At 67.2% G+C, this 21,940-nt stretch carries 14 protein-coding genes and 1 tRNA gene; 5 read left to right on the top strand and 10 right to left on the bottom strand.

Annotated elements, in window-relative coordinates; genetic code table 11:
• Window positions 1-486: 486 nt before the first annotated feature.
• Window positions 487-3,423 carry a helix-turn-helix transcriptional regulator gene (locus J2853_RS44605; RefSeq protein WP_307567950.1) on the top strand — a complete coding sequence of 979 codons (2,937 nt, stop codon included), beginning with the start codon at window positions 487-489 and terminating at the stop codon, window positions 3,421-3,423.
• Between the two features lie 86 nt (window positions 3,424-3,509).
• Window positions 3,510-4,088 (top strand): DUF7144 family membrane protein, encoded by a 579-nt coding sequence (locus J2853_RS44600; protein ID WP_307567948.1) that lies wholly within the window; start codon window positions 3,510-3,512, stop codon window positions 4,086-4,088.
• A 794-nt stretch (window positions 4,089-4,882) separates the two neighbouring features.
• On the opposite strand, the gene J2853_RS44595 is transcribed toward J2853_RS44600, so the two are convergent.
• From J2853_RS44595 to J2853_RS44580, 4 genes are all read right to left on the bottom strand, one after another.
• The gene (locus J2853_RS44595; RefSeq protein WP_307567946.1) at window positions 4,883-5,416 is read right to left on the bottom strand and encodes an SPW repeat protein; all 534 of its coding nucleotides are present in this window, start codon (window positions 5,414-5,416) and stop codon (window positions 4,883-4,885) included.
• 257 nt (window positions 5,417-5,673) lie between these two features.
• A complete protein-coding gene (locus J2853_RS44590) occupies window positions 5,674-7,194 on the bottom strand; it encodes an acyl-CoA synthetase (protein WP_307567945.1) in 1,521 nt (506 codons plus the stop codon).
• A 17-nt stretch (window positions 7,195-7,211) separates the two neighbouring features.
• On the bottom strand, window positions 7,212-8,561 hold the full coding sequence (locus J2853_RS44585; RefSeq protein WP_307567943.1) for an MFS transporter: 1,350 nt from the start codon (window positions 8,559-8,561) through the stop codon (window positions 7,212-7,214).
• 229 nt (window positions 8,562-8,790) lie between these two features.
• Complete coding sequence (locus J2853_RS44580; RefSeq protein WP_307567941.1) at window positions 8,791-9,690, bottom strand: amidohydrolase family protein; 900 nt, start codon at window positions 9,688-9,690, stop codon at window positions 8,791-8,793.
• A 345-nt stretch (window positions 9,691-10,035) separates the two neighbouring features.
• On the opposite strand from J2853_RS44580, the gene J2853_RS44575 reads away from it, so the two are divergent.
• On the top strand, window positions 10,036-10,941 hold the full coding sequence (locus J2853_RS44575) for a S41 family peptidase (RefSeq protein WP_307567939.1): 906 nt from the start codon (window positions 10,036-10,038) through the stop codon (window positions 10,939-10,941).
• A 128-nt stretch (window positions 10,942-11,069) separates the two neighbouring features.
• Here J2853_RS44575 and J2853_RS44570 read toward each other — a convergent pair.
• Window positions 11,070-11,143 (bottom strand) — tRNA-Lys (locus tag J2853_RS44570).
• A 101-nt stretch (window positions 11,144-11,244) separates the two neighbouring features.
• On the opposite strand from J2853_RS44570, the gene J2853_RS44565 reads away from it, so the two are divergent.
• Window positions 11,245-12,096 (top strand): AAA family ATPase, encoded by an 852-nt coding sequence (locus J2853_RS44565; protein WP_307567937.1) that lies wholly within the window; start codon window positions 11,245-11,247, stop codon window positions 12,094-12,096.
• A 40-nt stretch (window positions 12,097-12,136) separates the two neighbouring features.
• Here J2853_RS44565 and J2853_RS44560 read toward each other — a convergent pair whose 3' ends face one another.
• The gene (locus tag J2853_RS44560) at window positions 12,137-13,330 is read right to left on the bottom strand and encodes an RNA-guided endonuclease InsQ/TnpB family protein (protein WP_307567936.1); all 1,194 of its coding nucleotides are present in this window, start codon (window positions 13,328-13,330) and stop codon (window positions 12,137-12,139) included.
• A gap of 254 nt (window positions 13,331-13,584) precedes the next feature.
• Here J2853_RS44560 and J2853_RS44555 point away from each other — a divergent pair, with 254 nt between their 5' ends.
• Window positions 13,585-14,955, top strand: a complete 1,371-nt coding sequence (locus J2853_RS44555) for a vWA domain-containing protein (protein ID WP_307567934.1) — start codon at window positions 13,585-13,587, stop codon at window positions 14,953-14,955.
• A 46-nt stretch (window positions 14,956-15,001) separates the two neighbouring features.
• Here J2853_RS44555 and J2853_RS44550 read toward each other — a convergent pair whose 3' ends face one another.
• Genes J2853_RS44550 through J2853_RS48075 form a run of 4 tightly spaced genes read right to left on the bottom strand, consistent with a single transcriptional unit; the run spans window position 15,002 to window position 21,897 of the window.
• Window positions 15,002-16,579, bottom strand: a complete 1,578-nt coding sequence (locus J2853_RS44550; protein ID WP_307567932.1) for a type I restriction-modification system subunit M — start codon at window positions 16,577-16,579, stop codon at window positions 15,002-15,004.
• On the bottom strand, window positions 16,576-17,985 hold the full coding sequence (locus J2853_RS44545) for a restriction endonuclease subunit S (protein ID WP_307567930.1): 1,410 nt from the start codon (window positions 17,983-17,985) through the stop codon (window positions 16,576-16,578). Before J2853_RS44545 ends, J2853_RS44550 begins: the two co-directional genes overlap by 4 nt.
• Entirely contained in the window at window positions 17,982-21,470 is a 3,489-nt protein-coding gene (locus J2853_RS44540; protein WP_307567928.1) for a DEAD/DEAH box helicase family protein, read from the bottom strand. The genes J2853_RS44545 and J2853_RS44540 overlap by 4 nt, the downstream gene beginning before the upstream one ends.
• Entirely contained in the window at window positions 21,463-21,897 is a 435-nt protein-coding gene (locus tag J2853_RS48075; RefSeq protein ID WP_370879500.1) for a DUF397 domain-containing protein, read from the bottom strand. Before J2853_RS48075 ends, J2853_RS44540 begins: the two co-directional genes overlap by 8 nt.
• Between the last annotated feature and the right edge of the window lie 43 nt (window positions 21,898-21,940).

Genomic DNA, 21,940 nt, shown 5'->3' with positions numbered 1-21,940 from the left:
CGCCCCCTCCGCTGTCGTGAGTGTGCAGCTCTGTTCGTAGCTGTGCGGATCCGATTCCACACCAGAACGCCCTGATACAGGCAGGAGGGATGCCACAACATTCTTCCGCGATACCTGTCGCACCCGGACGTGACGGCCCTCTTCTCTCGGACGGCCCGGGGGAAGGGGGACTTGGAGGAATCGATCGGTTCCGGTGAAGGGTACGCGGTCGGACCGGGTGTCCGGGATGAAAGCCGCCCGGCCCGGACCTCCGGACGGGCGCCGGTGACACCGTACGGTGCCGCGCCGGAGAGGCGGACGGGCGGGGCCGGGGCGCCGGAGGAGCGACCGGGCCGAACGTCGAGGATTCGTAAGGTCGGCCCGGAACACGAGTGACCTGCGCTGATTCCGGGAAAAGCGGTAATTCAGAAGTAATTTGGTGATTGGTACGGCCCGCCGGACAAGTGGGGATTTTGTTCGTGCTCCGTCTAGGAGGTCGGGGGTGTCATGACGGCTGTGGCCGATGCGCGGGGATCCACTCCCCGGCCGGGAGACGACGGTTGCGCGCTGCTGGCCGGCAAGCTCGCGCCTCCCCGTCTCCACGTGGCCGTGCTGCCCCGGACCCGAATCCAGAGGAGGATCGACCGCGCCGTCCAACGCCGGGCCGTCTCGATCATCGCTCCCGCCGGCTCCGGCAAGACCGTCGCGTGCGCGTCGTGGAGCACGGACGGCGACGGGGCTCACGACGTCGCCTGGCTCACCCTCGACTCCGAGGACAACCGGCCGCGCAGGTTCTGGCCTCACCTGGCCGCGGCGCTCGGGCGGGTTCATCCGTCTCTGAGGGTCCCGGCGCCGGACCGTGCTCCGACGATGGATCTCGTCGGCGAGATCGTCGAGGCGGTCTCCGGGAGGGACCGGCCGATCGTCCTGGTGATGGACGACGTTCACGAGCTCGATCGGCCGGAGATCCTGCACGGCCTCGACCTCCTGCTCCGGCATGCCCCGCCACAGCTTCGTCTCCTGCTGTCGGGACGCCGCCGGCCCGCCCTCCAGCTCTCCCGGCTGCGAGTCTCCGGCGATCTGGTGGAGATGGGAGCCGAAGATCTCGCGTGGACCGAGTCCGAGGCCGCTGAGTATTTCCGGGCGGCGGGCCTGCCGGTCGACACGAAACAGGTGGCGGAGCTGGTGAGACGCACCGGCGGATGGAGCACCGGCCTGCGCCTGGCCTGCCTGTGGCTGAAGGACCGGAACGGTGCTGATCCGCGCGACCCGGACCGGCGCGACCCGGACCGGGGCGGCGTGAACCCCGGGGACATGGACCCGGAGAGCGCGGACCCGGAGAGCGCGGACCCGGAGAGCGCGGACCCGGAGAGCGCGGACCCGGAGAGCGCGGACCCGGAGACCGTGAACCGGCGCGGCCTCGGTCGGGGCGAGATGGAGCGGCTGGTGCGCGGTTTCACGGGAAACAGCCGCATCGTCGGCGATTACTTCCGTGACGAGGTGATCAGCCGCCAGGATCCCGAGATCCGCCGTTTCCTTCTGCGTACCAGCATCGCCTCGCCGCTCGACGCCGAGCTGGCCGGCGCGCTCACCGGGACGGCCGACGCGGCGCGGATCCTGGACCGGCTGAGCCGGGAGAACTGCTTCCTCGAAACGATCGACGCCGACCCGCCGGGGTACGGCTTCCAGCCGCTCTTCCGGGAGTTCCTCCAGGCCGAACTGGGGCGCGAGTCCCCCGAGGACGTGCCCCACCTTCTCCGCGAGGCGGCGCGCCGGCATCGATCGAACGGCAGGCCGCTGGACGCCCTGCGGGCCGCGGTCGCCGGGGCGGACTGGGGACACGCCGCCGAGATCCTGGCCGAGGACGACGTGCGCGTCCTCCTCCGGGCCGGGGACGGCGAGCTCTCCGCGATCCTCGCGCGGCTTCCGCCCGAGCTCACCTCCACCACGCCGATGGTGGCCCTCGCCCACGCCTGGATCCGGCTGATCACCGGAGATCCCGACGCGGCCGGGCCGTACCTCGAGGCGGCGGAGAGATCCGCCGGGACCGTGGAGCCTCACCCCGGCCGGCTCATCGCCGCGCTGAACCTCCTCCGGGTCTGGATGAGCGGCGACTGCGCCCCGGAGGACCTCTCCACCGCCCGTCAGGCGCTCCGCCGGACCGGCGGCGTACCGTCGCCCTCGGCCGCCGAGCGCCGAGCGGCCGGTTGCCTGCTGCTGGCGCTGGGGCTCGCTCATGCCTGGAACGCCGAGTTCGTCTCGGCCGGTACGGCCCTGCGCCGAGCGGTGAGGGAACTCGAAGCCGGTGATTTCCCGGCCCTGACGGGTTTCGCGACGGCGTGCGCGGCGCTGGCCGACGCGATCCGGGGCGATCTGACGGGGGCCGAGGAAACGATCGGGGCCGTCCAGAGCGATCCGGCCCGTCCGGAGGAAACGGGCGGCCTTCTCCGCACCCCGGCTTCGGCTCCGGACGGGCCGCTGCGACCTCATCCGATCGCCGACCTCGCCCTCGCCTGGGTGCACCTGGAACGCGACGAACCCGCCGACGTCCACCGGTTGCTGGATCGGATCGAGCCGTGGCCACGGCGGCGGCCTCCGGGAGAAGGACCGGTCTCCGCGTTCGCCACCCTGATCCGAGCGCGAGCCCTGGTCGCCGAGGGCGAGACCGCCGCCGCCCGATCATGCCTGGCGGAACTCCACAGGCGGCGCCGACCGCCGACCCGCCTCATCCAGGCGGTCACCCTCCTCGACGTCGCCTGGTTTCCGGCGGCCGACCTTCCCGGCGCCCTGCCCCTGGATCCGACGGCTCCGAACCCCACCGCCCCGGAACCTCCGGCGGCCCTGAAGCCCACGACTGACGAGGCCGGCCCCTCGCCGCTCGCTTCGAACGCCGTCGCCGTGGGCCGGCTGCACCTCATGCGGAACGACCCGGCGCGCGCACTCGCCGCCGTGCGGGACTGCCTGAGCGGCACGGCGGGCGAGACGCGCCCGCTGGACAGCATCGCCGCCCTGCTGGTCGCCTCGGCCGCACACCGCCGCCTGGGAGCGGTGTCACTCTCCGCCGAACTGCTGGATCAGGCCCTGGAGCTGGCGGAGCCGCACCGGGCACGGCGGGTGTTCCTCGACGGCGGCCGGTCGGTCAGATCGCTCCTGACGATTCTCGTGCCGCCCAACGATCCACGCCTCCCCTTCGGCACCGAGATCCTCCGCCGGTTCGAACGCGGGGCGGTGAACCCCCAGGGCGAAGAGGCTCCGTCCCTGACCCAGTGTGAGCTGGCCGTACTCCGTTTCCTGCCGTCACACATGACCAACAAGGAGATCGCCGAGGACCTCTTCCTGTCGGTCAACACCGTCAAGACCCACCTGCGCTCGGTGTATCGCAAGCTCGGGGTCACGACCCGCCGGGAGGCGATCAACCAGGCCGCGCGACGGGGCTTCGTGTAGAAGTTCACCCTTTTCGGGTGACATGACCTCCCCTCACAACGGCGATCACTCCTGGTAATGATTCGCGATCATGAGGGGGAGACGGCATGGTGCACAACGAGGGAACCGGCAGGATGCCCGGCGAGGGGACCGGCAGGGTGGGCGGCGAGGGAACCGGCATGCTGCACGGCGAACCGGGCACGCTGCACGGCGAACCGGGCACGCCGCACGGTGAGGAAACCGGCATGGCGCACGGCGCGAGAGACACGATGACCGCGAGAGGAACCGGGACCCCGCAGGTCACCGGCTGGATGGGCTGGGTCTGGTTCGCGGCCCTGATGATGATCTTGACGGGCGCGTTCAACATCATCTACGGCCTGGTCGCCATCTTCAGGAACACGTTCTTCCTTGAGACCCCCAACAACACCTTGCTCTTCAACCTGTCCGCCTGGGGCTGGATCCACCTGATACTCGGCATCCTCCTCGTCGTCGCCGGTCTCGCGGTGATCGCCGGACAGACCTGGGGCCGCGTCGTGGCGGTCGCCCTCGCCATGGTGAACGCCATCACGCAGATGCTGCTCTTCTCCGCCTACCCCTGGTGGTCGCTTCTCGCCATCGCCATCGACGTGCTCGTGATCTACGCCCTGATCGTGCACGGACGCGAGAGCGAACGGGCGCGGCTCTAGCCGGCGCCGTTCCACGGGAAAAGGGAGCCGGCCAGAGGCCGGCCCCCGGCGATCGGGAAGCGCGAGCCGGAGCGGGTCCCGTAAGGGGCACCCGCCCGTTCCGCGCCTCATGGCGTCATTCCTCGTCGAGCCCGGGGTCGCCCAGCCGGTCGGCCGGGGCATATCAAGCCCGTCGACCAGCTCAGGGCTCCCGAGGCGACTCAGAGCCCGTCGACCAGCTCAGAGCCCTCGGACGACTCAAAGCCCGCCGACCGACCCAGGGCTCCCGACCGGCCCAGGGCTCTCGGGGACGCCTTCGCGGGAGAAACGCGAAGCACACGCGGACACGCACGCGAACACGGCCTCTGACACGGACACGGCCCCGGACACACACGGGCACAGTCTCGGCGGTGGGGCCGAGGCAGGCGGGCGGCGCGGGCGAAACGCTCGGGACCGTCCGCCACAGCCGGGCGGGATCACCCGCACCCGACAACGATCGGCGGTGCCCTCGTCACGGCACCCGGGCCCGGCCGGGCCGAGGTTCTCGTCGAGACCCGAGGCGGGGGCGGAGCGCCATCCGGGTCCGCGCCCGGCCCACCCAGGCGGGCCGTCGAGGCGCCGGTCACCACTCGGATGGCCTGGAGGGGACGAACAGGACCGCGCACGCCTGGGACGGCAAGGGCCGCCTGGTCGCCCAGGCGGCCCGGATCGCCACGGTCCGTACCCCCGAATAGCCCGCGTTCACGCCTGTCCGGGGACGTTCGGCACCGGTGGGTGTGGCGGCCCCCCAGCCCGCCACACCATGTCACACCGGCTCAGTGCCTGCCTGGCATGTTGCTGCCCGGCATGTTGCTGCCCGGCATGTTGCTGCCCGGCATGTTGGAGGTGGACCTGCCCGACATGTCGGGCGACATGTGGGAGCCCCTGTTCATGCTGGGCATCTTCCTGGCGCTGACCGCCACCGCTCCCAGCCCGAGCAGGAAGATGATGACGCCGGTGACGACGTTGTTCCAGATGGTCGACGTCGTCGCCGAGCCTGTGATCCACGGCACGATGATGGTCCAGATTCCGATGATCGGTGCGATCCAGCTGAGCCCGTAGGTCCGGCCGAACGCCGCCGCGAACGCCATCGCCAGGGCGGCGAGCGCGATACCGGTGATCAGGTTGCTTACGGAAATCCTGGACAGGCCGTTGAAGCCGACCACCCATGGAGAGATCGCCAGCCATAGACCTGCGAGAAGGGTGAGTCCATCGATTCCCTGGGCTGCCGTGCTGGAGCCCGCTCTCTCGTACCTCTCTCGCATCTCGATGAGATCGGGATGTTGTTCTAGGCCTGCGGGTCGGATCATGACCCACGCCCCCTTCCGGCTTTCGTACGGAACGGACTTAAATCCCTATACCCTCCATAAGCCGACAAAAAGTACATACAACAATAAATTTGACCTAGCGTGGGATTTCCCCCGCAATGACAGAGAGCATCGGGCTTCCAATCAGACCGATTGTCCGAATTTTGCCGTTCATTGACGCAATGGCAAGGGAAAAAGCGGCGCATCACCGCCTCTTACACCCGGCCGGAGGCGGGAGAACCGCGGGACGACCGCTGCCGCTACGGCCGGGCCCGGTCTCGCAGCCGGGATTTCTGGATCTTCCCTGATCCCGTTTTCGGAAGGTCGTCCACCACGTCGAAATAGCGGGGGATCTTGTACGTGGCCAGCCGTCCACGGAGGAATGCGCGAAGCTCGTCGCCCGTGACGCTCGCACCTGGGCGGCAGACGAGAAAGGCGCGACCGACCTCACCCCACGTGGAGTCGGGCACCCCGACCACGGCGACCTCGGCCACGGACGGGTGTTCGAACATCACGCCCTCGACTTCGGCGGGATAGACGTTCTCCCCACCGGAGATGTACATGTCCTTGACGCGGTCCACGATGTACAGGTGCCCCTCGTCGTCGCGGACCGCGATGTCACCGGAACGGAACCAGCCGTCCCCGGCGAACGCCGCGGAGGTCGCCTCCGGGTCCCTCCAGTAGCCGGGGGTCACATTCGGTCCCTGGACGAGCACCTCACCCGCCTCCCCCACCGCCACCTCGGCGAGGTCGGGCCGGACCACCCGCACATCGGCGAAGAACACGGGCAACCCCGCCGAACCCGCCTTGCGGATGCTCTCGCTCGCCTCAAGGAAGGTCGCCCCGGGCGCGGTCTCGGTGAGCCCGTACCCCTGGCAGAACACGAGGCCCCGCTCCTGGTAGGCACGGATCAGCGAGACCGGGATCGCCGACCCCCCGGTCATGAGGTTGCGCAGCGAGGACAGGTCCGCCTCCGCCCACCGCGGCGACCGGGCGAACGCGGCGAACATGGTGGTGACGCCGAACATCCAGGTGACGCGGTGCTCCTCGATGAGGTCGTAGCACCTGTCCACGTCCCAGGACGGCATGATCAGCGAGCGACCGCCCTTCATGAACGTCGGCAGCAGCATCTGGGCGAGGGCCGCGACGTGGAAGAGCGGGGCGCTGATCAGCGTCACCTCGTCACTCGCCACATCAAGGCCGATCATGAGGTTGAAGGCGTTCCACACCAGGTTGGCGTGGCTGAGCATCGCGCCTTTGGGGCGACCCGTCGTGCCCGAGGTGTAGAGGATCACGGCGACGTCGTCGAGCCCGACCGGCACGTCGATCGGGGTGGGGTCCCCCTTCGAGAGCAGGCTCTCGTAATCCCGTTCCTCCGTCGAGGAGGGTTCGAGACACACGATCTCAAGGAGGCCCGAGGTGTCCGGGAGTGCCCGGACCACCTCGGCGCACTCCGGCGCGTAGATCAGGACCGCCGCCCCGGAGTGGTTCAGCATGTAGTCGATCTCGGGCGCGGCCAGCCTGAAGTTCAGCGGGACGAAGATGCCGCCGAGCATGTGCGTGGCGAACATGATCTCGGCGAACGCGACGTGGTTGGGGCCGAGGTAGGCGACCCGGTCCCCGGGCTTCACCCCGCCGTCCCTCAGCTGCGAGGCCAGTTTCGTCGTGCGCGTGTGGACCTCGTCGTAGGTGATCGACCGGTCCGCGAAGACGAAGGCGGTGCGGTTCGGTGTCATCTGGGCGCGGCGAGCCGTCCAGCCGCCCAATCCTGCGTTCCGCATCGGAGCAGACCCCTCCTTCAGGTGGCGGAGGGCTTGGCCCGGCCGGTCACGCTGTCCGCCGGGGCGGGAACGGTCGCCGAGGTCAGGTCGTCGCGGCTGGTCTCCCTCAGCGCCAGGGTGCAGACCACGGCGAGCAGGCAGAAGCCGGCGATGATCGCGGAGATCACGATGGTCCCGCCTCCACCGTTCATCACCTGGATCTGGGCGAAGAGCAGGGGAGCCAGACCGGCTCCGAGACCGGAGATCTGGTAGCCGAGCGAGGCGCCGGTGTAGCGGCTGCGGGTGGTGAACAGTTCCGCGTACAACGCGGCGAGCGGTCCGTGCATCAGGGGATGGATGACCGCCTGACCGACCACGAGCGCGAGGACGAGCACGGCCGCGTTGCCGCTGTCCACCATCGGGAAGAGGGCGAAGACGTACACCGCCATGATCAGCGCACCGGTGATCACCACCGGGCGCCGCCCGAGCCGGTCCGACACCGCCGACCAGCCGATGATGCCGATCACGGCCAGCGCCGACGAGAGCGTCAGGCCGTTCAGGACGGTCTGACGCGGGAACCCCGCCTGCACCCCGTAGGCGATGACGAAGGTGGTCAGCGTCCCCTGAGCCACGAACGAGGCCAGGCCGATGCCGACCCCGAGCAGGAGCGTCCTCGGCTGGCCGCGCAGCACGTCCAGCAGCGGGAGCCGGGACACCTGGTGCCTGGCGGCGTTGAACACCGGGGTCTCCTCAACCTTCAGCCGCACGAACAGGCCGATCGCGAGCAACACGATGCTGATCAGGAACGGGACGCGCCAGCCCCAGTTCAGGAACGCCTCCTCGCCCACGACGGCGGCGGTGCCGCTGAGCGCGACGGTCGAGAGCACCATGCCGAACGGGGCCCCGGCGTTGGTGAAGCCGGCCCACAGGCCCCGTCGCGTCGTGGCGTGCTCCGTGGACATCAACACCGCGCCGCCCCATTCACCCCCCACGGCGATGCCCTGTACGACCCGCAGCACGATGAGCGCGATGGGCGCCAGGCTGCCGATCTGGTCGTACGTCGGGAGCAGGCCGATGAGGAAGCTGGCGACCCCCATCAGGACCATGGTCAGGACCAGCATCCGCTTCCGGCCCAGCCGGTCGCCGAAGTGGCCGAAGACGATGCCTCCGAGCGGCCTGGCGAGGTAGCCCGTGGCGAACGTGCCGAAGCTGGCGGCCGTGGCCGCGAGCGGGTCGAGGTTGGAAAAGAAGATCTTGTTGAACAGCACGGCCGACGCCGTGGCGTACAGCAGGAAGTCGTAGAACTCGATGGTGCTGCCCAGGAAGCTCGACGCCACCGCGCGGCGGAGTTGAGTCTGATCGTGCGGTGCGGCTGACATGTTCGCCATGATCAGGGCTCCTCACCGGGAGCGAGTGAGGGGATCTCGCCCTCTCGCAGGGAGATTAAGCACCTTTACCATGACCGTCAATACTTTTCACAACGTCATGACATATCGGCGAACGCGCGCCGCGGTGACGCCACCGAAGGAGTTCGCCCTCTCCTGAGTGATCTCCAGCCGCCGCTGTGGCCCGGGTCCTTCCCTCGCGAGCCGTCCACCGCCGTCGTCATGACCGCGTTCACGCACCCCCTGTGGACGGCGTTCTCCCAACGGCGTCCAGCCCGAACAGGCGCACCGCGTTGTCCTTCAGGATCCTGGGGCGGACCTCCGGCTTGATATCGAGCTTTTCGAAGTCCGACAGCCAGCGGTCCGGAGTGATCATCGGGTAGTCGGACCCGAAGAGCACCTTGTCCTTCAGCAGCGTGTTCGCGTACCGGACGAGCTGCGGCGGGAAGTACTTCGGCGACCATCCGGACAGATCGATGTAGACGTGGGGCTTGTGCGTCGCGACCGCGAGAGCCTCGTCCTGCCATGGAAACGACGGATGAGCCAGGACGATCCGCAGCTCGGGGAAGTCCACGGCGACGTCGTCGACCAGCATCGGATTGGAATACTTCAGCCGGATGCCGCCTCCCCCGGGCACTCCCGCGCCGATGCCGGTCTGACCGGTGTGGAAAAGCGCGGGAACGCCGACCTCCTCGATGACCTCGTAGAGCGGGTAGGCCGTCCGGTCGTTGGGAGCCATGCCCTGAACGCTCGGGTGGAACTTGAAGCCGCGTATGCCGTGCTCCTCGACGAGCCGGCGGGCCTCTCGCGCGCCGGCCCTGCCCTTCCATGGATCGACGCTGCCGAACGGGATGAGCGTGTCGGCGTGCTCGGCGCAGCCGCCGGCCACTTCCTCGTTCGAGATGCGACGGTGCCCCGTGGCGTGCTCCGCGTCGACGGTGAACACCACGGCCGCCATCTTCCGCTCGCGGTAGTAGGCGGCCATCTCGGGAATGGTCGGCTGCCGGTGCCCCTGTGCCTTGAAGTACTCCTCGGAGGCGCCGAACAGCTCCGGGCTCAGGGAGCGGTGCCCGTCCTCGGAGACCTCCGCGTGGGTATGGACGTCGATCGCGACCAGGTCCGCGACGTTCACGAAGTGATCGCCTCGACGTACGCACGCCCGAGGCCACGGGCCCCACCCGCGACAACGGCAACCCTGCCGGACAGATCCATGGACTACACCTCTCCGCACACCAGAGGTTCGCCCCCGCGAACCTGGGACAGTTTCGCGATCTAGATCAGAGCTTTTCCTAAAAAAATCCGGCCCGTCTACCCTCCCCCGGGTGAAGCTCGACGAAGGAGGCGACCCCGGGGCGCGTCCGCCCTGGGATGATCATTGGGAAGCCGGCGTTCCGGGCGATGCAAGGCGAATACGAAGGGAAGCACGCCGGTTCAAAGCCTTTGACGCTGTCGTAAGGGCAGTGCTCTACTCTCCGCCATGACGACTCTGACGAACGTCCGGCCTGCCCCTGTCGTTGACGAGACGGCTCGGCTGCTGACCGAGCACTACGTTTTCCCTGAGATAGCCGAGCAGCTTGCCGGCCTGCTCCAACGACGCCTCGCCGAGGGCGCCTACGACGTCGACGGTGCCGAGGAGCTCGCCCGTCTGGTCACCACGGACCTGCAGTCCGTCAACAACGACAAGCACCTGAGACTGAAGCACCACGCCGACCCGGTGTCCCCCGAGCAGGGCGCGGCCACCCTGGATTCCATCCGCCGGGACTTCGACACCTCGCTGGGCGGTGCGCCCCGGGTGGAGTTGCTCGACGGAGGGGTCGCCGTGGTGGAGCTGGCGCCGATGCTGTTTCCGCTGGAGTGGGCCGCCGAACCACTGAGCGCCGCGCTCACCCTGGCCTCCCGCGCCCGAGCGCTGATCGTGGACCTCCGCAACAACCGGGGCGGCGACCCGGACACCGTCGCCTTCGTCTGCAGTTACCTTTTGGACGAGCGCACCCACCTCAACACCATGTACTGGCGCCGCGGCGAGCGCAGCGAGCAGTCCTGGAGCCTGCCGCACGTTCCCGGCGCGCGTTTCGGCGGCAGCAAACCGTTGTACGTGCTGTCCAGTGACAGCACCTTCTCCGCCGCCGAGGAACTGGCCTACGACCTGCAGCAGCTCGGGCGCGCCGTTGTCGTCGGCGAGCCCACCCGCGGCGGCGCACACCCGTGCAAGGGCTGGACCGTGCACCCCCACCTGGAAGCCACCGTCCCCACCGGCCGTGCCATCAACCCCGTCTCCGGCGCGAACTGGGAGGGCACCGGTGTGCAGCCGGACGTCCCTTGCGCCGCTGCCGAGTCCCTCGACCAGGCGCACGCACTGGCCCTCGCCCAACTGGCGGACTGACGCGGTCCAGCTCATCGACAGCGTGGGCTTTGAGAGCCAAGATCAGGCAGAAAGCGGCAGGAACCGGGGCGTTCTGAAACGCGACCAGCGCACCCACGGAATCGTGGATGCGCTGGTCAGATGCGGTGTGCGCCGCCAGGGACTCGAACCCCGGACCCGCTGATTAAGAGTCAGCTGCTCTAACCAACTGAGCTAGCGGCGCTTGAAGCCCTCGAAGGATAGCGCACATCGGGCAGGGCTTCGAAATCACCGACGATCAGCGGTTAAGCTAGAACAACATTCGGTCCTGTACTGGGAGCACACATGTGGTTCGCCTCGCCCGCCGACGTCCGGGATCGGCTCAGCGCCGTCGACTACCTCTCCGACGCCTCCATCGCGACCTCGGTCTTCCTCGCCGGAACGCTCGGCAAGCCGCTGCTCACCGAGGGTCCGGCCGGGGTGGGAAAGACCCAGCTCGCCAAGGCCGTGGCGACCGCCACCGGGGCCCAGCTCGTCCGGCTGCAGTGTTACGAGGGCCTGGACGAGGCCAGGGCGCTGTACGAGTGGAACTACAAAAAGCAGCTCCTGCGCATCCAGGCCGGATCGGACCAGGACTGGGACGCCACCCACGATGACATCTTCACCGAGGAGTTCCTGCTGGAGCGGCCCCTGCTGCGGGCGATCCGCTCCGAGACCCCGACGGTCCTGCTGATCGACGAGATCGACAAGGCCGACGTCGAGGTGGAGGGACTGCTGCTGGAGATCCTCTCCGACTACCAGGTCACGATCCCCGAACTCGGCACGATCTCCGCCGTGCGCAGGCCGTACGTGGTGCTCACCTCGAACGCCACCCGCGAGCTCTCCGAGGCGCTCAAGCGGCGCTGCCTCTACCTGCACCTGGAGTACCCGACCCCGGAGCGCGAGCGCGACATCGTGCTGGCCCAGGTGCCCGCGATCGAGGCGGGCCTGGCCGAGCAACTGGCGCGTACGGTCGCCACGATGCGCACCCTGGAGCTGAAGAAGTCGCCCTCGATCGCCGAGACGATCGACTGGGCCAACACCCTGCTCGCCCTGGGACGGACCGAGCTGGACGAGGCGACGATCGGCGCCACCCTCGGAGTGGTGCTCAAGCACGCCTCCGACCAGACCCGGGCGCGCAAGGAGCTGGCCCTTTGACATCCTCCCCTGCCTGAAGGGCAGAGGATTCCAACGGCAACTACCCCACCAGGAGGAGGTCGCGTTGAGGTTCGCGGTTCACCGGCCCGCCAGGCGGCAGGCCTCCCCGCGCAGCCACCGCATGCCCCGCGGCGGTATCTCGAAGGTTCTTCGCCGCGTTCACGTCGGCGTGATCCCGATGCCCGCAGGCCACGCACAGGAAGAGAGCTTGGCTCTTGCGACTCTCCCTGGCGATGTGCTTGCAAACGTTACAGGTCTGCGACGTATACCGCGGATCAATCAACTGCACCCGGCCCGGAGCCTTGTGCCCCGTCCGGGTCACCAACCGGCCCCAGCCGCCTGCGAGAATGCCCTGATTCAACCCCGCCTTCTGACGAACATTCGTGCCCGGCGCCTCAAGGGTGCCCTTCGCCGACCGGGTCATGTTCGAGATCTTCAGGTCTTCGAACGTGATCACATCGAAGCGGCGGGCCAGATCGGTGCTGGTCTTCTCCACCCAGTCCCTGCGCCGATCACCCTCGCGCGCCTTCAACCGGGCGATCGCCGCCTTGACCTTGCCGCGCCGCTTCGATCCGCGCTGGGCTCGGGCCAGGGTGCGCTGCAGCCGCACCAGCCGCTTCTTCTCCGCCTCGCTCAGGGGTGGCACGCTCAGCAGTTCACCGGTCGACAGAGCGGCCGAGACGGTGACGCCTCGGTCAACGCCAACGGCCGCACCGGTGCCCGGTCCGGGGACCGGCTGGGGGATGACGGCGAACGCCACATGCCAACGCCCCGCCGCATCCCGACTCACCCGGAAGGATTTGGCCTGCTGCATGGGGCGCGACCAGCGAAACCGCACCCACCCCACCTTGGGGATGCGCACCTCGCCCACCTTGCGCGAGACGCGGCGCACCTCGCTCGCCTTGACCGCGACGATCCGGAAACCTTCGCGTCGGCCGCGCCGGCGCCAGGTCGGCCGCTGGTGGGTCTGGCCGAAGAAGTTCGCCATCGCCTGGTGAAAATCCTTCAGCGCCTGCTGCTGAACAATGACCGATCCGGCGGCCAGCCACGCGCAGGCGGCGCGCGCCTCGGTGAGCTGACGGCACTGCTCGGCAAACCCCGGCGCCGACGCCCGCCCACGCTGCCAGTGGGCGTGCTGTTCCACGGCCAGGTTCCACACATATCGGGCATGTCCGCAGTGCTCCAGCAGCGCCGCCTCCTGGGCGGGCGAGGGCTGCAGCCGGTAGCGCGACACGCCGAGCAACTTACCGAATCTCACCGACAAAAACCGGGGGACCACCGTGTGTGACCGTTTCGCATTTCCTTCCCGCCCTGAAGGACGGGGCCTCCACGCTGTAAGTACTCGGTGAACGGCCGGGCCAGGCGCGTGACCGGATCTTTCAACGGCCGGATCGGACGCAAGAATGGATCTTTCAACGTCCAGACCAACCGCGAGAGCGGATGTGCGAGCGGCGGGACCGGATGTGCGAGCGGCGCGGGGGCCGGGACATGAGCCTGCTCGACCGTCATATCGGCTTCGTGCACGCGTTGCGCGAGGCCGGGCTGCCGGTGTCGCTGGCCGAGGGGCTGGACGCCGCCAGGGCCCTGCAGGTGATCGACCTGAGCGAGCGGGACTCGCTGCGCGCCGCCTATGCCTCGACCCTGGTCAAGCGGCCTTCGCACCGGCCGGGCTTCGACGTGCTCTTCGACCTGTGGTTCCCCGCCTCGACCAGCGGCCTGTACGACCCCCGCCAGGAAGGCGGCTCGCACGCCCCCGACCTGGATCTGGAAGCCGCCCCGCTTCCCGAGCTGCGGGACCGGCTGGCCCAGCTGTTGCTGGGCGCAGAGGGGATGAACGAGTTCGCCCGGGCGATGGTGGAGCGCTTCGGCCGCCAGCCCGCGGGCCCCGGCAGGCAGAACTGGTTCTCCTACTCGGTGATGCGGGCGCTCTCCCCCGAGACGCTCATGGCACGGCTGCTCGCCGAGGTCCTGACCGGCCAGGAACGCGGCGGGCTGGCCGAGAAGGTCGCCCGGCAGCGGATCAACGAGAACACCAGGCGGTTCGAGGACGCCGTCTCCACCGACGTGCGCCGCCGGATCGCCGAGGACTCCGGGATCGAGCGGATCGCCCGCTCCGCCGTACGGCCGCCGCTGGAACAGCTCGACTTCCTGCGGATCACCAAGGCCGACCTGGCCAGGCTCCGCAGGGGGGTCCACCCGCTCGCCCGCCGCCTGGCCGCCCGGCTGACCGTCAAGCACCGGCTCGGCCACCGCGGCCGCCTGGACTTCCGCCGGACCGTACGGGCCTCACTGTCCAGCGGCGGGGTGCCGCTGAACACCTTCAACAAGCCGCGCCGCCCGCACAAGCCCGAGCTGGTCGTCCTCTGTGACACCAGCGACTCCGTCGCCTCCTTCGCCCACTTCACGCTGCTGCTGACCTACGCGCTGCGCGAGCAGTTCACCAAGGTCCGGGCGTTCGGGTTCGTGGACACCGTGGATGAGATCACCCGGTTCTTCGTCCCCGGCGCCGACGTGGTGGAGGCGATGACGAGGCTGACCCAGGAGGCCGACATGGTGCGGTTCGGCCGCACCAACTACGGCCACGCGCTGGAGGAGTTCGCCGAGCGGTACGGCGACGCCATCGGGCCCAAGACGTCGCTGCTGATCCTGGGCGACGCCCGGTCCAACTACCAGCCGCCCGCGCTGGAGACGCTGAGGCGCCTGAGCGTCGGCGCCCGGCACGCCTACTGGCTGAACCCGGAACCGACCGCCCAGTGGGACACCGGCGACTCACTGGCGACCGCCTACGGCGGGATCGTCCCGATGCACGAATGCCGGAACGTCGCCCAGCTGGCGGCCTTCATCGAGGAACTCGCCTGACGATCCCGGCGGTACGGACCAGCCGCCGCGGGCCGGTCCGCACCGCTCAAAGATCTTCGCTCGACGTGCTTCCGTGATCCCGTGAAGCCACGCGGTTCTGCAGTGCCTCCGCGATGGCGGCGAACTCGCTCAGCGCGGCCTCCAGGTCATCGACGATCTCCTGCGCGATGATCTCGGGCGGCTGGAGCGCGTCGGCGTCCTCCAGGCTCGGGTCCTTGAGCCAGATGATGTCCAGGTTGCACTTGTCGCGCGTGACCAGCTCGTCGTAGCCGAACTTCCGGAACCGTTCCGTCTCCACCCGCTCGTCGGGCGACCTGCCCGGCAGATAGGAGTCGACGAACTCCTGCAGGTGCTCGCGGCGGAGGGGGTTCTGCTTGAGCGTGAAGTGCTGGCCAGTACGGAAGTCGTACACCCAGAGGTTCCTCGTCCAGGGCTCCTCACTGGCCGGTTTTCGGTCGAAAAAGAGCACGTTCGCCTTGACCCCGCCTGCGTAGAAGATCCCGGTGGGGAGCCGGAGCAGGGTGTGGACGTCATATTCCTTGAGGAGCACGCGGCGGATCCCCTCCCCCGCGCCGCCCTCAAAGAGCACGTTGTCGGGGAGGACCACTGCGGCCCGGCCAGGGATCTCCATCAGCCGGGCGATGTGCTGGACGAAGTTGAGCTGCTTGTTGGTGGTGGTCTCCCAGAAATCCTGCCGGTCATAGGAGATGTCGTCCCGGGTCGCCTTGCCGTCCATGCCGACGACAGTGATCGCGGACTTCTTGCCAAACGGCGGGTTGGCGAGCACCAGGGAGGCGCGGACGGAGGGATAGCCAGCGAGCGCGTCCTCGATCTTGATGGGCGACTCGCCATCCGCCTGGCACATGCCGTGCAACAGCATGTTCATCGCGGCGAGCCGCGCCGTACCGTCCACAAGCTCGGTTCCCAGGAACGCCTCTCCGTGTGTCATACGGTGCCGCTGGCCGGGCGTCAGCTCAGTGTGATGCCTGCGAATGTAGTCGTTGGCGGCCAGCAGGAAACCGCCGGTGCCGCAGGCCGGGTCGATGATCGTGTCCCCGGGGGTGGGCTGCGCGCAGTCGACGATCGCGTTGATGAGGGGGCGCGGGGTGAAGTACTGCCCGGCGCCGGACTTGACGTCGGTGGCGCTGCGGGCAAGGAGTTGCTCGTAGGCGTCGCCTTGGACGTCGGTGCCGCGCCGTCCCCAGGTCTCGTTGTCCATGAGGTCAACGATTAGCTTCTTGAGTAGCGCGGGCTCCTGCACCCTGTTCTGTGCCTTGCGGAAGACGACCCCAAGGATGCCCTTCTCCTTGCCCAGTTCGGTGAGCGCACCCCTGTACGCCTTCTCTAGATCGTCACCGCTCTGCTTCTTCAGCGTCTCCCAGCTGATCCCCTCGGGCAGGATCTGTCCGCCACCGAGACTCTCCGGGAGCTTGGCTCGCTCATCGGCCATCTTGAGGAAGAGCAGGTAGGTCAACTGCTCGACGTAGTCGATCGCCGACACACCCGAGTCGCGAAGCACATCGCAGTAGCTCCACATCTTGTCCGCGAGCCGCCGCGCCTCCGCATGTCGGGTCGCCTCTGCCACCCGCTCGGCTTCGTCGTTGTCGGGCAGGGTCGTCGTCACAGCAGTTCCTCTTGCTCGTAGTTCACGGGGGTACGGCCTGCGTCGGGCCATTCGGTACGAGTCGCGCTCGGCGATTCTTTGGGGGTGGTACGGCGTGTGCGCTTAGGCTTTGCTTGCGAGGTTTGTTCAGCTTTGATTTGGGCCAACAGCTCGGAAACAGGTTCGTCAGTCGGGTCTTGTGGGAGCAGCCGCCCGGCAAATGCATCTCTCAACAAAGAATCGCGAAGCTTTGCCCCCCGGATCTCCGCCAATACAAGCGCTTGATTCAATCTGGCCTGGCGCGACCGAGCCTCGTTGACATCTTGCAGGATGCGGCCTTGCTCCGCCGGCGGCGGCAACGGAATTCGAATACTGCGCACAAGACTCAAATTAAGATTTGGCTGCACCCCCCCAGAGGCAAGGCGGCGCATTCTAGAGTAGTTGGCCTCAAGCGCCAGCTTGACCCATGGTCGACGGTTTTCGTAGTGGGATTTCAAAACAATCGCGGCGCACGCTTGATTCATAGTCGCATCTATGAGCAGCTCCGAAGATCGTCCGCGCGTTTTCCCCTCACCGTACATCGCAACGACGAGCGTTCCCTTCGGCCAGATTTTGAGCGAAGTCTCCTCGATTGCCTTTTCCGTAACATACTGCTGAACCTCGCCAATAAAAGGTTTGTTGACGAGGGCACTTGTCACCCATGGGATAATTCCGTCGGCGTAATAATCTTGACGAGACCGCAGAGGCGTCATTCCCGTGCCAACGTCAGCCAAATCACCAACCGTGCTCCACTCCCAGCCAGAGGGGAGTTCATCGGCCTCGTGGTAGGAACCCTGTAGCGCTTGAGACAGCAAAGCATTGGTCCACAACCGTAGGCGCTCTCTGGATTTTTTAACTGCTTCTATTCCAAAATCGAGACGAGAAAGATCCCCTTCGAGAGCGACAACAATACGCCCCTGTTCGGCAAGCGGCGGAAGAGGGATCTCCACATCAAAAACGTCGACTGGTCTTACCGCCGGATAGCTGACCCCCCGCTGCTTGGGAAGCACTTGATCGAGAAAACCACTGCTGTAGCTCAAATGAAACAAGTAGCGTGAGTTCAAACACGAGTCCGGCCGCAGCACGCAAAATCCAGTAGAAGCAATTTCTCCGTCAAGTTCATCAGATACGTATCCGATTTTTTTTAAATATGGGCGCACCGTAGAAAAGACAGTATCGCCAGACTTGATCAACTGACGAGCCCGTGACGGTGCATCTTCGACCGCCACAGATTCGACATTAGCGATAAGCTGCCTACCTCCGTCTATTGAGCCAATATCAACGTAGCGAAAGTTCGGCCGACCAAGTTCCTTTGGCTCAATCTTCTCAACCGACAAAGAAACTTCGCCCAACCGTACAGATGTCCAACCGGGGGGAAGATCGGTCACGCAGTTAGCTCCTTATTGAGTTCTTCGAGGATGGTTTCGGCGCGGTCGCCGAAGGCGTCGGCGAAGCCATACGCACCTCCGCGCTGGTCGAACGGCATGCCGTGCAGGTCCTTGACGGTGACCTCGACGCTCGTGGCGATCACGCCCACGATGTTGTCGAGATACCAGCGCTGCTCCGACGTGAAGGCCACCCCGGCACGTTCCTGGCTCACGCGCCACGTGGCGTAGCGCTCCTCGATGATCGATCGGAAGGGCCTGACCTCCCGGTCCACGCCAAGTTCGCGGCGGAGCAGGGAGACCAGATCGGTGACGGCGGCCTCGCCCTCGCCGAGGGATGGTGCCTCGCCCAGCTCTTCGTACGACCTCCAGAGGAAGTCGACGTTGTAGACGTTCGGTAGCCGCTTCACCCGGTCGGTCAGGTCCTGGAGCTGCGCGTACGTCAGCCTCGGCCCACTGCCGTGCCGGAGTTGCTGGACGATCACCTCGTCCTGGTTCTCCTGGACGAACTGGCGGAAGGACTGGACCGCCTCCTGGGCGCGGTCCGCGCCCTCGGCTGAGATCAGCTTGTCGACCGAAATCTCATCGATGACGGTGTCGTACTGGCGACGGATGTCGCGGAGGCGCCGGCGCAACTCGGGGTTGGCGGCAAGTGGGGCGACGGCCTCGTGCAGTCGTCGCTGAACCGCTCTCTCTCCGCCTGCGTCCCGGGCTTCGATCAGCTTGTCGGTGTCGACGGCGTCGACGAGCCCCCGAACGATGTCGCGCAGCGTGGTGCCCCCACTGACGCGGGCGATCTCGCTGCGGTCGTCATCGTTGATGTCGAAGTCGAGGCGGGCAAGCCGGGACGCCAGGCTGGCGGTCTCGTTCTCGTTGATCGAAAGGTTGGCCGCCTTGGCCAGTAGATCCTTCAGGCTGAGCGACGGAGCCCGTTCGAGCGGGCGCGCGTCGCACAGCGGGCTGTCGGTGACGCCAACCGCGTCGATCAGCAGGAAACGGTCCTTGCGACGGGCCGCCTTGTCGGGATTGACCTGCCGGAACTCGGTCTCGTCGACGGTGCGGGCCCCGCGGCCCTTCATCTGCTCGAAATAGACCGCGCTCTGCACGCCGCGCATGAAGAACACGATTTCGAGCGGACGCACGTCCGTCCCGGTCGCGATCATGTCGACGGTGACGGCGATCCGCAGGGCCGCGCTGGTGCGGAAGAGCTGCAGCAGTTTCTTCGGATCGTCGCCCACGTCCTTCGACTTGTAGGTGATCTTCGCGGCGAAGTCGTTGCCCTTGCCGAAGACCTCCCGGACGATCTGCACGATGTCGTCGGCGTGCTCGTCGCTCTTGGCGAAGATGAGCGTCTTGGGCACGACGGTCCGCCTGCCGTACTGCTCGGGGAGGACCTTGTCGCGGAAGGTTTTGAGGACCAGTCGGATCTGGTCCTTGGCCAGCACCGAGCGGCCGATCTGCTCACTGGAGTAGGTGAAGTCCTCCTGCAGTTCCTCGTAGCGCTGCATCCGCGTGCGGCGGTCCCGGAACGGGACGACCATGCGGGTGCCCTCCTCGTCGAGGGCCGGGATGCTGCCACCGTCCTCGCTGATCTCCGTACGGATCCGGTAGACGTCGTAGTCGACGTTGACCCCGTCGGCCACGGCCTGCTCGTAGAGGTACTCCGAGACCATGTTCTGGTCGAAGAAGCCGAGCGTCTGGGCGGTCGGCGTGGCGGTGAGCCCGACGATGGGCGCGTCGAAGTAGTCGAGCACCGCCCGCCACTTGCCGTAGATCGATCGGTGGCACTCGTCCACGACGATCAGGTCGAAGGTCTCGGGCGGGAACCGCCGGTTGTACTGCGCGTCCACCGGCCGATCGGGCACGTAGCCATCGATCTGCGGATCGTCCTCTTCGGACGGGAGTTGCTCACCGCGCAGGGCGAGACTGAGCCTTTGAATCGTGGTGATCACGACATTCGTCGAGTCCAGGACGACCCCGCCGGCCAGCCGCTGGATGTTGTACAGATCGGAGAGCTTCCGGCCGTCGTCGGGCGTGGTGTAGTTGCGGAACTCCGATGTCGCCTGGTCGCCGAGGCTGTTCCGGTCGACCAGGAACAACACCCGCTTCGCGCCCGCGTGCTTGATCAGCCGGTATGCCTGGGTGACGGCGGCGAACGTCTTCCCGGCACCAGTGGCCATCTGGACGAGAGCGCGGGGAAGATCCCGGCAGAGAGAGGTCTCGACCCCCTTGACCGCATCGATCTGGGCGGGACGCAGCCCGGCCTCAATAAGGGCGGGCATCTGCCGTACCCGCGCGCGGAGGGTCGGCGCGTCCGGCTGGTCGTCGGCCTCGACCATCCAGGCCTTGATGGTCTCGGGCCGGTGGAAGGAGAAGACTCCGCGAGACCGGGGATCGGGGTCGAGGCCGTTGGTGAAGCGGGTCTCCACGCCCGTGCTCTCGTAGCGAAACGGCAGTGGAATGTCTCTGCGCCATGTGGCCAGGGCAAACTCCTTGGGGAGCGCGGCAGCGTATCCGGCGCTCTGCCACTCCACCCCGGTCAGCGAGGTGCCCTCCCGCTTGGCCTCGATGACGCCGACGAGCATGCCCTCGACATAAAGGGCGTAGTCGGACCTGCCGTTGGCGAAGGCGAACTCCCGTACGGCCACTCCCTTGCCTGCGAGCGGGTTGAGCTCGGCCAAGTCCTGCACGACCCAACCGGCCTCGCCGAGCATCCGGTCGATCTCTCGGCGTGCCTGCGCCTCGGTGAGCGGTTCCGGCGCCCGCGCCTGCTCGATGAAAAGCCTGCGCCTGGAGATCGAGACCTTGCCCGGAGTCCGCTGGTCGAACTCCGACCTGAGCTGTTGAGCGGTGCCCTGCAACGCTTCCAGTTGTGCTGCCAGCCGGTCCCGTTCGCGTAGCACGCGGCGGAGCTCGTTCTCGGCCTTCGCGCTGGCTTCGGAGACCGCCTCCATGTGGGAGCGGCTGCCGTCCAGGATGAGCCGCGCCTCGGTGAGCTCACGCTTGTAGCGTTCGAGGTCTTCGCGGAGTTGTCCGGCCACATCGACGGGCGGTTGAGGCGGAACGAAGGTGACGACCTGGCGGTCCCCCGTGATGGCGCGGTGCAGGAGCAGGCCGAGCTGGAAGCATTTGTTCACCGCGTCGAGAGCGGCCCTGGAGTCGGCGTAGTACTCGTGAACGGCCTTGTTTCCGACCCGCCGGATCTCATGGAAGGCGTCCGCACCGCCCCTGAGGATGACGCCGTTGTCGGAAAGGGCGTGGATCCGGCTCTCCAACCGGTTGCTACCGGACACCGCAATGCCGGTCCGGCGCACCATGACGGTCGTCAGGACCTCGATGAACTGACGGCATTTGACCAGGGCACCATTGGAGTCGGTGAAGACGGACGTCTCGGCGCCCGTCCCATACACCACGAGCAGCGGCTCGTGCGCAAGCAGGAACCCGAAGTTGGGAGACCCGCCTGCCAGCCCACCGACTCCATCATTCATGCACCCTCACAGACATCACGCCGGATTCAACAAAGCCTTGCAGGTTATCCCAAATCACATCGCACGAGCCAGGAATTCCAAAACTTCTATCCCAGAATCGGTCAGCACCGTTACGGACGCACAAAACCCCCGATCGGTTGTCCGATCGGGGGTGGAAGATAAAAAAGGACGGAGTTGTACTCCGATTAAGAGAAGGCCGAAACTTACCCAATTGCGACAATCGGGACAGACGGTCGAAATCTCCGGCCTTGACGCCACCGACGAAGGACTGCCACCCGGCGGGGGTGAGGAGCAACTTGGGACCCCCGGGGTCCTTGCTGTCACGAACCGCGACGGCACCGGGCAGGTTGGTGGCGACCTCAACGCACTGCCCGCCATTCGATCCGGAACGAGACGACTTCCGCCACACAGCGGCGCTCAGATCCATTCTCGCCTCACCTTCTTTGGAAGATGTCCGACCATCGGAAGCA

It is taken from the genome of Streptosporangium lutulentum (assembly GCF_030811455.1).
Taxonomy (GTDB): Bacteria; Actinomycetota; Actinomycetes; order Streptosporangiales; family Streptosporangiaceae; genus Streptosporangium; species Streptosporangium lutulentum.
The sequence above is the reverse complement of the archived record's forward strand: the minus strand, read 5'-3'. Positions and strand labels throughout refer to the sequence as shown.